13 protein-coding genes are annotated in these 13,079 nt (G+C 65.3%); 11 read left to right on the plus strand and 2 right to left on the minus strand.

Going from position 1 to position 13,079, the window contains the following annotated elements; translation table 11 throughout:
• Window positions 1-56 precede the first annotated feature (56 nt).
• The 9 genes from BW970_RS12710 to BW970_RS12750 all read left to right on the plus strand — a co-directional run bounded on the left by BW970_RS12710 (window position 57) and on the right by BW970_RS12750 (window position 9,449).
• On the plus strand, window positions 57-1,424 hold the full coding sequence (locus tag BW970_RS12710) for a diguanylate cyclase (RefSeq protein ID WP_076531910.1): 1,368 nt from the start codon (window positions 57-59) through the stop codon (window positions 1,422-1,424).
• 60 nt (window positions 1,425-1,484) lie between these two features.
• Entirely contained in the window at window positions 1,485-2,066 is a 582-nt protein-coding gene (locus tag BW970_RS12715; protein WP_076531912.1) for a heme NO-binding domain-containing protein, read from the plus strand.
• 3 nt (window positions 2,067-2,069) lie between these two features.
• Window positions 2,070-3,059: a GGDEF domain-containing protein gene (locus tag BW970_RS12720; RefSeq protein WP_076531913.1), complete on the plus strand. Its 990-nt coding sequence runs from the start codon at window positions 2,070-2,072 to the stop codon at window positions 3,057-3,059.
• Between the two features lie 136 nt (window positions 3,060-3,195).
• Window positions 3,196-4,245 carry a 2,5-dihydroxypyridine 5,6-dioxygenase NicX family protein gene (locus tag BW970_RS12725; protein WP_076531915.1) on the plus strand — a complete coding sequence of 350 codons (1,050 nt, stop codon included), beginning with the start codon at window positions 3,196-3,198 and terminating at the stop codon, window positions 4,243-4,245.
• A gap of 16 nt (window positions 4,246-4,261) precedes the next feature.
• Window positions 4,262-5,593 (plus strand): acyl-CoA dehydrogenase family protein, encoded by a 1,332-nt coding sequence (locus BW970_RS12730; RefSeq protein ID WP_076531916.1) that lies wholly within the window; start codon window positions 4,262-4,264, stop codon window positions 5,591-5,593.
• Window positions 5,593-6,867, plus strand: coding sequence for an alpha/beta fold hydrolase (locus BW970_RS12735; protein WP_076531918.1), 1,275 nt, complete (start codon window positions 5,593-5,595; stop codon window positions 6,865-6,867). The genes BW970_RS12730 and BW970_RS12735 overlap by 1 nt, the downstream gene beginning before the upstream one ends.
• Window positions 6,864-7,535: a TetR/AcrR family transcriptional regulator gene (locus BW970_RS12740; RefSeq protein WP_076531919.1), complete on the plus strand. Its 672-nt coding sequence runs from the start codon at window positions 6,864-6,866 to the stop codon at window positions 7,533-7,535. Before BW970_RS12735 ends, BW970_RS12740 begins: the two co-directional genes overlap by 4 nt.
• Window positions 7,532-8,872 (plus strand): glutamine synthetase family protein, encoded by a 1,341-nt coding sequence (locus BW970_RS12745; protein WP_076531921.1) that lies wholly within the window; start codon window positions 7,532-7,534, stop codon window positions 8,870-8,872. Before BW970_RS12740 ends, BW970_RS12745 begins: the two co-directional genes overlap by 4 nt.
• An 82-nt stretch (window positions 8,873-8,954) precedes the next feature.
• Window positions 8,955-9,449, plus strand: coding sequence for a flavin reductase (locus BW970_RS12750; protein WP_076531923.1), 495 nt, complete (start codon window positions 8,955-8,957; stop codon window positions 9,447-9,449).
• On the opposite strand, the gene pheS is transcribed toward BW970_RS12750, so the two are convergent.
• Together pheS and ubiG are read right to left on the minus strand one after the other, a co-directional pair.
• Window positions 9,446-10,516, minus strand: coding sequence for a phenylalanine--tRNA ligase subunit alpha (gene pheS / locus BW970_RS12755; RefSeq protein ID WP_076531924.1), 1,071 nt, complete (start codon window positions 10,514-10,516; stop codon window positions 9,446-9,448). The two genes, BW970_RS12750 and pheS, sit on opposite strands and share 4 nt — an antisense overlap.
• 71 nt (window positions 10,517-10,587) lie before the next feature.
• Window positions 10,588-11,331, minus strand: coding sequence for a bifunctional 2-polyprenyl-6-hydroxyphenol methylase/3-demethylubiquinol 3-O-methyltransferase UbiG (ubiG, locus tag BW970_RS12760; RefSeq protein WP_076531926.1), 744 nt, complete (start codon window positions 11,329-11,331; stop codon window positions 10,588-10,590).
• 62 nt (window positions 11,332-11,393) lie between these two features.
• Here ubiG and pip point away from each other — a divergent pair, with 62 nt between their 5' ends.
• Both pip and BW970_RS12770 read left to right on the plus strand, forming a co-directional pair.
• The gene (pip, locus tag BW970_RS12765; protein WP_076531927.1) at window positions 11,394-12,359 is read left to right on the plus strand and encodes a prolyl aminopeptidase; all 966 of its coding nucleotides are present in this window, start codon (window positions 11,394-11,396) and stop codon (window positions 12,357-12,359) included.
• 16 nt (window positions 12,360-12,375) lie between these two features.
• A complete protein-coding gene (locus BW970_RS12770) occupies window positions 12,376-13,068 on the plus strand; it encodes a nitroreductase family protein (RefSeq protein WP_076531929.1) in 693 nt (230 codons plus the stop codon).
• Window positions 13,069-13,079: the final 11 nt, after the last annotated feature.

Genomic DNA, 13,079 nt, shown 5'->3' on the forward strand with positions numbered 1-13,079 from the left:
TGCTCCAAACAGGAAGAACGCGCAACCCTTCCCCGGATGAGAGGAGTCATCGTGCCATGACGAGCAGGATTCTGATCGTCGATGATGTTCCGACCAACAGGATCATCCTGAAGGTCAAGCTGACTGCCGCCTGCTACGAGGCAACCATGGCCGCAAGCGGGCCAGAGGCGCTGGCCCTGGCCCGACGGTCGCCGCCGGATCTGATCTTGCTGGATTATGCCATGCCCGACATGGACGGGATCGCTGTCTGTGCAGCCTTGCGGGCCGATCCGGCAACATGCCGGATTCCGGTGATCATGTTCACCAATACGGCGGATGAAGCCGCGCGGATCTCTGCGCTGCGCGCTGGCGCGGATGATTTTCTTATCAAGCCGATTGACGACAAGGTTCTCATGGCACGGATCCGCAACCTGATGCGCGCGCGTGATACCACCGGCTTTTCCGCCACGACGGACGCGATCGAGGGGCTGGGCTTCGCCGAACCCGTCGGCGGGTTCGATGAACCCGGACATATCGCGCTGCTGGCTGCCCGGCCGGAAACCGCCCTGCGCTGGCGCAAGGTGCTGGCGCCGCACCTGAACGACCGCTTGAGCGTCATCACACGCGCGGCCGCGCTGGAAGGCGCCGTTCCGGCACCCGACCTGTATATCCTTGGTGCCGAACTCGATCCCGGTATCAGCGGAATGCAGATGATGTCCGATCTGCGGTCGCGGCCTGACAGTTGCCATGCCGCCATTTGCCTGGTGTTGCCGAACGACGCCCATGCCGAGGCCGCAACAGCGCTGGATCTGGGCGCCGATGACGTGCTGCGCGACGATTTTGACGGCGCCGAGGTGGCGGTCCGCGCCCAGGCCCTGATCGCGCGCAAGCGCGAGGCGGATCGGCGGCGCGCGCGGCTTGCCGAAAGCCTGCGCCTGTCGATGACGGATCCGCTGACCGGCCTGCACAATCGCCGCTATGCGCTTCCGGTGCTGGGGCGGATGCTGGCGGGTGCGGTACAGGCCAGAACCAGTTGCGCGGTGATGGTCCTGGATCTTGATCGGTTCAAATTGGTGAACGACCGTCACGGTCATGCCGCAGGCGACACGGTTCTGGTCGAAGTGGCACGGCGCCTGTCCGCCGGCCTGCGCCCCGGCGACCTGATCGCCCGCCTGGGTGGCGAGGAATTTCTGATCGCCATGCCGGGGATTTCTGACCACGAAGCCTTTGAGGCGGCCGAGCGCCTGCGCCGCGCGGTCTCTGCCCGACAGATCCTCCTGCCCTCGGGGGGCGCGCTGTCCATGACCGTCTCGATCGGCCTTGCGCTGTCTGCGACGGGCTATGAAACTCCTGACCGGCTGATCGCGCGGGCCGATGGTGCCTTGCTGGCCGCCAAGGCAGAGGGGCGCAATCAGGTTACGATGGGGGGACGGACAGCCGCCTGATCAAACACTTTGTTAACGGCTGCGGCCTAGACTTGCCGGATCACTGCAAGGACAGGGGCCATGCACGGGCTGATGAACCGCGCGATCCAGGGATTTCTGCGCGATACATATGGTGAGGATCTTTGGGCCCGCATCCTGGGAAGCGTACGCCTGCATCCCGACGGCTTCGAGGCGATGCTGCACTATGACGACGCGGTAACGGAAACCGTTCTGTCGGCTGCCGCTGACCAACTGGGGCGGGCGCGGGATACCATCCTGGAGGATATCGGAACATGGCTGGTATCATCCCGTACCGGCCAACCCTTGCGCCGGCTCTTGCGATTTGGCGGGGTCAGCTTCACCGATTTCCTGCACTCGCTGGAGGATCTGCCAGGGCGCGGGCGCCTTGCCTTGCCCGATCTTGGCCTGCCGGCCTTGACGCTGCATGAACCGCAACCGGGTGTCTATGACCTGACCTGCCAGGGTCTGCCCGGCTTCAGCCATGTGTTGATCGGTGTCTTGCGGGCGATGGCCGATGACTATGGCGCGCTGGTCCTGCTGGACCATTGCGGGGGCGACCACGATGGCGAAACGCTGCGCATCCAGTTGCTCGCAGCCGATTTCACCGAAGGCCGCCGCTTTGACCTTGCCGGAGAGGGCTGAGCCATGGCCGATGCGGCGGTCGAACCTGTCGTCTCCATCGGCGCCGGTGCCCTTGGCCGGGGGATGCCGATGCATCTGTGCCTCGATCCGTCCGGCCTCATCACATCGGCGGGTCCAACACTGGCCAAGATTGCCCCCATGCCCCTGGTCGGCCTCGGCTTTTTCACCAGGTTCGATCTGAAACGGCCCATCGGCATCGCCGACATCGCGGGGTTGCGCGGCTCTGGCCAGCGGCTTCATCTGACATTGCGCGGCGCAGCCGACACCGGCCTGCGCGGTCTGGCGCTGGCCTTGCCCGATGGCGGCGTCTTGCTGAACCTGTCCTTTGGCATCGACCTGCCGGATGCCGTGCGCCAACACCGGCTGAGCGATGCCGATTTCGCCCCCACCGATCTGGCCGTCGAACTTCTGTACCTGATCGAGGTGAAAACCCTCGTCATGGCAGAGTTGCACGATCTTAACCGGCGGTTGCAAGGCGCCAAATCGGTGGCGGAGGAGCAGGCCCAGACAGACACGCTGACCGGCCTGCGCAATCGCCGCGCCATGGACAATCGCCTGGCGGAACTGATCGACGCCGGGGCTCCGTTCGGCCTGATGCATCTGGATCTGGACTGGTTCAAGCAGGTAAACGACACGTTCGGCCACGCAGCAGGGGATCATGTGCTGCAACATGTCGCCCGCGTCCTGACCGGAGAGACCCGTCTGCACGATATCGTGGCCCGCGTCGGGGGGGATGAGTTCGTCATCATCCTGCCGGGGCTGATTGATGCCGCCCGGATGCATGGAATCGCACATCGCATCATCGACCGGCTGAACGAACCGATCCCGTTTGGCGACAAGGTCTGTTCAATCTCGGCCAGTGTGGGAATGGCGATTTCCTCTGCCTATGCACGCCCGCGACCGGACCGGATGCTGTCAGACGCAGATCAGGCGCTCTATGCCTCGAAGCATGCAGGCCGCGGCCGAGCGACGGTACATTCCCCTGACGGCTGACATATTTTCGAAGATTTTCATTGACAGCTTGGCGATTCCTCACAAAACTGAACCGTAAAGTAAAGTTTTAGCTGCATCACCACCCTCCCGCTACCTTCCGGCGCGGATCGGATGCGGCCAGCCGAAAGGAACCGCAATGCTTCAGGAAGTGGTCGAGGGCAAATGGCTGGCCGCGTTCCGGCGCGTACTGGCGCTGAACGGAATCGCCCAGGGCACCCGCGTGGCCATCATTGCCGAAACCCAGTCCCGGCCGGTGCTGATGCAGTTGGCAGGGCTGGCCTGCTTTGATCTTGGGGCCGAATATCACACCATCCTGCTGCCAACCCCGCCGCAATCGGCGCCGGTCCCGGTGAAATCCACCGGCACCTGTGTGGCCATCCAGAACCGGCGCGCCGTGGTCGAGGCGCTGAAGCGGGTCGAGGTTGTCGTCGATGTCACCGTCGAAGGGCTGATCCACGCCGAAGAATGGCCCGAAATCGAAGAGGCCGGCGCGCGCCTGCTGGTCATCTGCAACGAACACCCCGAGATTCTGGAGCGTACCGAACCCCGCGCCGAGCTTGGCCCCAAGGTGGCCCTGGGGATCGAGATGCTGCGCGCCGCCTCGGAAATGCGCGTCACAAGCCGTGCCGGCACCGACCTGCTGATCGACATCCGCGATGCGCCCTGTGGCGGAACCCCCGGTTTCACCACCAAACCCGGCGGCGTCGCGCATTGGCCCGGTGGCCTGTGCCTGTGTTTCCCCGGCCCCGGCACCATCAACGGCCGTATCGTGATGGACGTGGGCGACATGAACCTGACGTTCAAGACCTATCTGGCCAGCCCCATCGACATCACCGTCAAGGACGATTTCGTGACCGACATCCGGGGCGATGGCCTGGATGCCGAGCTGTTCCGCGACTATCTGGCGGCCTGGGGCGATCGCAACGCCTATGGGCTCAGCCATGTCGGCTGGGGGATGAACCCGGCGGCGCACTGGGTGTCCGGCGCGCTCTATGACAAGCGCGACATGCAGGCGACCGAGTTCCGCGCCTGGGCCGGCAACTTCCTGTGGTCGACGGGTGCCAACCAATATGCCGACCGTTTCACCCTTGGCCATTTCGATCTGCCGATGCGCCGCTGCACCATCACGCTCGACGGGGACACCGTCGTCAAGGATGGCGTGCTGCAAGGCGATCTTGCCCTCTGACCCCCCGGAGCCCAGAATGAGCATTTTCCCGCTGCCCACCAGCGACATCGCCGACTACTACGACCTGGCCCGCATCCGCCCCGAGGTGGTAGAAACGCTGCGTCTGGTCAACCGGCTGGGGCAGGAACGGTTTGCCCCCCGCGCCGAGGCGGTGGACATCGACGCCAGCTTTCCGGTCGAAAACTACCGCGATCTGGCCGATCACGGGCTGCTGACGCTGACCGTGCCGCAGGAGTTTGGCGGCATGGGGTTCAGTCTTGGCGAATATGCCATGGTCGGGGCGGAAATCGCCAAGCATTGCGGGGCAACCGCGCTGACCTTCAACATGCACCAGTCGTCGATGATGTGGTCGCGGTTCATGTATGACATGCCGAACCTGACCGATCAGGAAAAGGCCGCCTTTGCCCCCCTGCGCGAACGCCAGTTCCGCCGCGCCGTCAAGGAACAGGGCATCTATTCCCAGCCCATTTCCGAAGGCGGCGCCAACTGGACGTCGAAACCCGCCCAAACCTACTGCGTCAAGGTCGAGGGCGGCTGGCGGATCACGGGGTTCAAGAAATTCGCTTCGCTGGCCGGGTATTGCGACTATTATTCCATCGTCTGCACCGAGCATTTCGAAGGCGTGGAACCGCGCCACGAAGACACGCTGATCTTTGTGGTCCACAAGGACAGCCCCGGCCTGAGCGTCAAGGGCGACTGGAACCCGCTGGGGATGCGCGGCACCAACAGCCGCGACCTGATCCTCAAGGACGTGTTCGTCACCGAGGACGACATGCTGATGCCCAAGGGCATCTTCATCAAGACCATGCCGCATTGGCCGCACCTGATGGCCACGCTGTCGCCGACCTATATGGGCGTGGCGCAGGGCGCCTATGATTTCACCGTGGCCTATCTGCAAGGGCGCATTTCCGGCCTGCCCCCCATCGACCGGCGCATCTATGGCACCAAACGCCATGCCGTCGGGCAGATGTATGTCAAGCTGGCCCAGATGCGCGCGCTCTGGACCAATGCCTTTGCCGAGGCACAGGGCTATCCCAGCAAGGCGCAGGTGATGCGCATGTACGCTGCGCAATATGCCGTGATGGAGGGGGTACAGGACATCACCGCCCTGGCCATCCGCACCTGTGGCGGCCAGTCGATGCTGAAATCCCTGCCGCTGGAACGGATGTATCGCGACAGCCGCTGCGGGGCGCTGATGCTGCCCTATACCTCTGAAATCATGGAGGATTATCTAGCGCTGCTGTCAGTCTATGACATGGCCGAGATCGACAATGTGAAAACCGACACCGACTCGGCCCGCAATTCGCTGTGGCGCGGGGAAACCGGCACCGCCGGGGGCCTGCGCTGATGCCGCGCGACCGCGTGCAGGTCCGGGGCCATCTGGCCGCCGACCCTGCGGCGGTCTGGGCGCTGGCTGGTGATTTTCTGGGGGCCTGGCACCCCGCCATCGACCGGATCGAGGCCGAAACCGGGCCGCATGTCATCCGCCGCTTTACCGTCAAGGGCGAGGATACCGTCTACCGCGAACGGCTGACCTATCGGTCCGACAGCGACCGCGTTCTGGCCTATACCGCGCTTGCAGGAATCGAGGGGGCCGACCGCTATGTCGCCCGCCTGTCGGTGGCCCCAGCCGAGGCAGGCGGCGCCTCGGTTCTGTGGACCGCCGACATCACCGCCCGCGCCGACCGTCTGGCCGCGATCTGTGCCGGGACCGAGGCGGTGTTCCGCGCCGGGTTGCAGGCTCTGGCCACCGCCCGGCCCAAAGCGCCCCCCGCCCCGGCCTCCAAGCCGGGGCCTGCCCCCATCGAGACCCGGCTGCTGGATGGCACCCCCCGGCTGGCCCTGTCCTGCGCGGGCGATGGCCCGCTGGTGCTGTTCCTGCATGGCATAGGTGGCGGGCGCGTGAACTGGCATCGACAGTTGGCGGCGCTGGCCCCCCATGCCCGCGCCGTGGCGATGGATCTGCGCGGCTATGGCGACAGCACCCTGGGCTTTGGCCCCTCGACCATCGACGGCTATATCGAGGACATCCTGCGCGTGGCCGATCATTTCGGCGCGGATCGCCTTGTTCTGGTTGGCCTGTCCTATGGCGCCTGGATCGCCACCTCCTTTGCCATGCGCCATTCCGACCGGCTGGCCGGGCTGGTGGTGTCAGGCGGCTGCACCGGCATGTCCGAGGCTGGCCCCGAGGAACGCGAGGCATTCCGCCTGTCGCGCGAAGTGCCGCTGAACGCCGGTCAGCGCCCCGCCGATTTCGCCCCCGCCGTTGTCAAGGTGCTGGCCGGGCCGGACGCCAGCCCCGAAATCCATGCCGAGTTGCGTGCCTCCATGGCCGCAATCCCTGCGGAAACCTATCGCGATGCGCTGCATTGCTTTACGAATCCGCTGGAAAAATTTGACTTTTCGAACATTTCTTGCCCCATACTCGCCATGACCGGGGCACATGACCGGCTGGCCCCGCCCGCCGAGATCCGCGCTGTTGCAGGTCGTATGCTGGACGCCGCGCCCACCCCCGATATCCGGTTCGAGGTGATCGCGGGCGCCGGACATCTGTGCAATATCGAAAACCCCGCCGCCTACAACCGCCACCTGTCCGCCTTTGTCCGCAGGGTATCGGCATGAGCGACGCCCGCGCCCGCAACCGCGCCATCAAGGAGCGCCGCATCCTGCAAGCGGCGTTCCGGGTGTTCTCGCTGGCGGGCTATGCCGGCGCCTCGATGGATGCGATTGCCGAAGCCGCGCGGGTGTCGAAACCGACGCTCTACCAGTATTTCGGCGCAAAAGAGGCATTGTTCGCCGCCATGATGGACAGCGCCCGCGACATCATGCTGGAACCCTTTGCCGATCAGTCCGGCGACATGGTGGTGCAACTGCACCGCTTTGCCTGGGCCTATGCCGATGTGGTGATGCGCCCGGACCTGCTGGGCCTTGCCCGGTTGGTGATCGGCGAGGCCGCGCGCTTCCCCGAAATCGGTGCCGCCTATCAGACCGCCGGCCCCGACCGCCTGCTGGCCGGGATGATCGACTGGCTCGGGGAACAGCGCAGCGCCGGGCGGCTGGTCTTTGACGATGCCGAACTCGCAGCGCAGGATCTCTGGGCGCTGATCCTGTCCGCGCCCCGGACCCAGGCCTTGCATCGCCCCGATGCGGTGCCGGATCGCGCGCAAATCCGGCGCTATCTGGAAAACGGCCTGCGGGTCTTCCTGCGCGCCTATGCCACCGACCCGCAAGCCGAACTGGCGGCGCTTGCGCGGCTGACCAACGATCCGCCAGACACAGGGACACCATGAAACTTCAGGATCTGCTGGACCAGAACGGCTGTAAATTCGCCACCGTAGCCATGGTCGACACCAACGGCGCCTTGCGCGGCCAGATGGTCTCGCGCCGCTCGCTCGAAGGCATCTTGCGCAACGGCATGGGCATGGCGCCGGTGACGCTGACGCTGGACCCGACGGATCAGGTGCTGACCGTGCCCGGCATCACGGATGACAGCGCCGATTTCCATGACGATCCCCTGATCGTCGATCCCGCCACGGTGCGCCGCATCCCCTGGGCCAGACCGGGGCATGACCTGCTGTTCCTGTCCACCTATGGCGGCGCCACCTCTGCCATCTGCCCCCGCTCGCTGCTGCGCCGGGTTCTGGACCGGGCCGCCGACGCCGGATTTCACCCGAAATACGGGCTGGAGCTGGAATATACCCTGTTCGACGAAACCCCCGAAAGCGCACGCGCCAAGGGCTATCGCGGGCTGAAAACCGCCACCCTGCATCCCAGCCATGACCTCGTGCTGTACCAGACCGTGCAATCCGGCTGGTACGAAGCTGTGGCCGATCTGGCCGAACCGCTGCGTATCGACATTGCCAAGATGCACGAGGAAATCGGCGGCGGCTTCATGGAGGCCTGCATCGACGCAGGCGCAGGTCTGGAACCTGCCGATCAACTCGTGATGCTGAAAACCTTCCTGCGCGCCCTTGCCCTGCGCCAGGGCCGCAGCGTCACCTATATGCCAAGATGGAGCGAAGAGGCCGACAGCCAGTCCATCCATCTTCATATGTCGCTCAAGGATGCCAGCGGCGCCCCGGTGTTCCACGACCCTGCCGCCAACCATGGCATGTCGCGCCGCTTTCGCCACTTCCTGGGCGGATTGCAGAAATACCTCGGAGACATGACGCTGGTGTTCCTGCCCACGGTCAACGCCTATCGCCGCTTTGCTCCGGGCACCTTCGCGCCACCCGGCCTGACCTGGGGCTATGAAAACCGCACGACGGCCCTGCGGGTCGTCGGGCATGATGCGGGCTCCCTCCGGGTGGAAAATCGCCTGCCCGGTTCCGACACCAACCCTTATCTGACCGTCGCGGCCACGCTGGCCGCCGGGATCGCCGGAATTCTGGAAGAAATCGAACCTGCATCCGAAGTTCAGGGCAATGGCTACACCCAGACGCCGACCCACGACTTTCACCGCTCCATGCCAGAGGCGATCACAGCCCTGCGTGGCTCGGACTTTGCCCGCGACTGGCTGGGAGAGCCGTTCGTGACCACCTTCGCGGCCAGTCGTGAAAGCCAGCTTAACCAGTTCCGCGCCAAGGTTCCCGATGTGGAACTGATGCGCTACTTCGACCTTGGCTGAACCGGGCGCCCTTTCATCTTGCCCCAAATACCCTGGGGAGCGCGAGGGGCAGCGCCCCTCGCCAGACCGACGGAGCCGATCCATGACCACCCCCGATCTGCGCACCCAATTCCTCGAAGGCATGAGCCGCGCCGCAGCCTCGGTCCATGTGATCACCACCGACGGCCCCGGCGGACGGGCGGGGCTCACCGCGTCGGCAGTCACATCGGTGTCTGTCGATACGCCGAAACCATCGCTTCTGGTCTGCCTGAACCGCTCCAGCCGCTCGGCCGTGGCGATCCTGGAAAACGGCGTGTTCTGCGTGAACCTGCTCGGGGCCGAGCAAACCGCCCTGGCAGAGGCCTTTGCCGGTCGCACCGAAGGCGACAGGTTCGGCACCGGCGCCTGGATCACCGGCCCGACCGGATCTCCGGTGCTGGCCGATGCGCTTGTGGCCTGGGATTGCCGGATCACCCGGTCCGAACTGGTCGGCAGCCACCATGTTCTGATTGGCGAGGCCGAACAGATCTGGCTGAACGCACCGCGCCTGCCCCTGATCTACGCCAATCGCCAATGGCTGGGCGCACCCGGCGCCTAGCCCGCGTGGGTGCTGGGCATGTCCAGCGCCGAAAACCCGTAGTGCCGCAGCCAGCGCAGGTCCGATTCAAAGAACGCGCGCAGGTCGGGAATGCCGTATTTCAGCATCGCCATGCGGTCGATCCCCATGCCGAAGGCAAAGCCCTGCCACTGGCTCGGGTCCACCCCCGCCGCAGTCAGCACCTTGGGATGGACCATGCCCGATCCCAGCACCTCCAGCCAGCCGTCGCCCTCGCCCACCTTCAGGGTGCCGCCGACCCAGCTGCACTGGATGTCCACCTCTGCCGAAGGTTCGGTAAAGGGGAAGTGGCTGGCGCGGAACCGGGTTTTCACCTTGGTGCCGAAATAGGCGCTGAAGAATTCTTCCAGCACCCATTTCAGATTGGCCATCGAAATGTCGCGGTCGATGGCCAGACCTTCGATCTGGTGGAACATCGGCGTATGGGTCTGGTCCATGTCCATGCGGTAGACGCGGCCCGGCGCAATCACCCGGATGGGTGCGCCCTGCGCCTGCATGGCGCGGATCTGCACCGGGCTGGTATGGGTCCGCAGCACATGGGGCGGGCGGTTGTCGCCGGCCGCGCGGTGCATGAAGAACGTATCGTGTTCCTGCCGCGCCGGATGTTCGGGGGCGATGTTCAGCGCGTCAAAGTTGAACCAGTCCGTCTCGATCTGCGGGCCTTCGGCCACGGCGAATCCCATATCGGCAAAGATCGCCGTGCATTCCTCGGTCACCTGGCTGACCGGATGGATGGTGCCCATGCGGCGCGGGCGCGCGGGCAGCGTCACGTCCAGCCATTCGGCGCGCAGCCGCTCTTCCAGCGCCGCATCGCCCAGCGAGGCCTTGCGCGCGCGCAGCGCCACGTCCAGCTCGTCCTTCAACTCGTTCAGCGCCTTGCCGATGGTCTGCCGCTCTTCGGGGCTCATCTTGCCCAGTTCGCGCATCAGCAAGGCAACCTCGCCCTTCTTGCCAAGGGCGGCCAGCCGAAGATCTTCCAGCGCGGCCTCGTCCGAGGCTGCAAGGATGCCGTCCAGATAACGGGCGCGCAGGCTGTCAAGCGGGATCATCGGAACCTCTTTGGCGAAGGACGCCCCCTGCTAGCCGCCGCGCCGCGGTTTGTCCAGAACCGCGCGGCCGTTCAGGCGCGGCGCAGGCTGGTGGTGACATAGTTCACCGACAGATCCCGGTCCGACAGCGACCATGACCAGCCCAGCGGGTTGAACACCATGCCCTTGCGGTCAACCGGATCCAGCCCCGCCCGGCGCAGCAGATCATAAAGCTCGTCGGGCGTGATGAACTTCGACCATTCATGCGTGCCGCGCGGCAACCAGCGCATGATCTGCTCGGCACCGACGATCGCCATCATGTAGCTTTTCAGATTGCGGTTCAGCGTGGAACACACCATCAGCCCGCCGGGTTTCAGCAGGTCATGGCAGGCGGTCAGATAGCCCAGCGGATCGGCCACATGTTCCACCACTTCCATGTTCAGCACCACATCGAACCGTTCGCCTGCGGCGGCCAGCGCCTCGGCCGTGGTATGGCGGTACTCTATGGGCAGGCCCGACTGTTCGGCATGAATGCGCGCCACGGGAATGTTGCGTTCCGCCGCATCCGCCCCCACCACATCGGCGCCCAGCCGCGCCATCGGTTCAGCCAACAGCCCCCCGCCGCAGCCGATGTCCAGAAGCCGCAACCCGGCAAGGGGGCGGTCGGCCCGCAGGTCACGCCCGAATTCGGCGGCGATCTGGGTGCAGATGTAATCCAGCCGGCAGGGATTGAGCATATGCAGCGGCTTGAACTTGCCCGAAGGATCCCACCATTCGGCGGCCATCGCCTCGAACTTGGCGACTTCGGCGGGATCGACGGTATTGACGGTGCTCATGCGTTCCTCCTTGCGGCGGCGGCTGCGACGGGGCAGGCTGCCCCTGCTATACAGGGCCGGGAATGGACAGAACAGACGGACACAGGCGCGCAGCCGATTACCTGTACCCGCCGATCGAACCCTTCGACCGGCGCATGATCGACATGGGCGACGGTCACAGGGTATATGTCGAGCAATGTGGCAACCCGCAAGGGCGGCCCGCTCTGGTCGTGCATGGCGGCCCCGGTGGCGGATGCAGCCCGGTCATGCGGCGATTCTTCGATCCGCAGACCTACCGGATCGTGCTGTTCGACCAGCGCGGCTGCGGTCGGTCGCGGCCCATGGCGGCGGTGGCGGCCAACACCACGTGGCACCTTGTGGCCGACATCGAGGCCATCCGCACCACGCTGGGCATCGACCGCTGGATCCTGTTCGGCGGCAGTTGGGGCGCCACGCTGTCGCTGATCTATGCGATCACCCATCCGGGGCATGTGGATCACCTTATCCTGCGCGGCGTGTTCCTGATGACTCGCGCCGAACTCGACTGGTTCTACGGCGGCGGCGCGGGGCGATTCTTTCCCGAGGAATGGCGCCGGTTTTCCGAGGCGATCCCCGAGGCAGAGCGCGACAACCTGATCGCCGCCTATCATCGCCGCCTGTTTTCGGGCGACATGGTCAACGAGGTCAGGTTCGGGCGTCTGTGGGCAGGTTGGGAAAACGCGCTGGCCTCTATCGGCGCCGAAAGCACGGGCATGGAGGCGCCGCCCGACTATGCCCGCGCCTTCGCGCGGCTGGAATGCCATTATTTCCACAATGACGGGTTTCTGGACCAGGACGGCTGGATCATGGCCAACCGCCACCGGATCGAACATCTGCCCGCCACCATTGTGCAAGGGCGCTATGACATGATCTGCCCGCCCGCATCTGCCCATGCACTGGCGCAGGGATGGGCTGCGGCACGGTTGCACATGGTGCCGCTGGCAGGGCACGCCCTGTCGGAACCCGGAATCGCCGCCGAACTTGTGCGCGCAACCTTTGCCTTGCGCTGAACCACCGGGAGGAACCATGTATACCAAGGGCACTGTGCACTACGATCCTTTGCCGCTGCCCGACAGGGTGCGCCTGTCCGACGATCAGGCGCTTGCGGCCGCGCAGACCTTTCGCGCCGATCTGGCCCGGCGCCATTCGGTCCGCGATTTTGCCCCTGATCCGGTGCCGCAGGCCGTGCTGACCGAGTGTATCGCCGCGGCCGGGCTGGCGCCTTCGGGGGCCAACCACCAGCCATGGCACTTCTGCCTGATCGGGGATCCGGCGATGAAGGCCCGCATCCGCGACGCCGCCGAGGAGGAGGAGCGCAGCTTTTACGCCGGGGGGGCGGGCGACGAATGGCTCGCCGCGCTGGAACCCATCGGGACCGGCGTGTCCAAGCCCCATCTGACGACGGCGCCGTGGCTGATCGTGATCTTTGCCCAGCGCTATGGCGTGACCGACGATGGCACCCGCTACAAGAATTACTACGTACCCGAGAGTGTCGGAATCGCGACCGGCTTTCTGATTGCCGCGCTGCACCGTGCCGGGCTGGTGTGTCTGACCCATACACCGAACCCGATGAAGTTCCTCAATACCCTGTGCGGGCGGCCAGAGTCGGAAAAGCCGGTGATGATCCTGCCCGTGGGCCACCCGGCGCCCGACGCAACCGTTCCCGCCGTCGCCAAGCGCAAGAAACCGCTGGACCAGATCCTGACAGCCTTCCCCTGAGGCAGCGGCCA

Origin of the sequence: Gemmobacter megaterium (genome assembly GCF_900156815.1) — a bacterium.
Classification (GTDB): Bacteria; Pseudomonadota; Alphaproteobacteria; order Rhodobacterales; family Rhodobacteraceae; genus Wagnerdoeblera; species Wagnerdoeblera megaterium.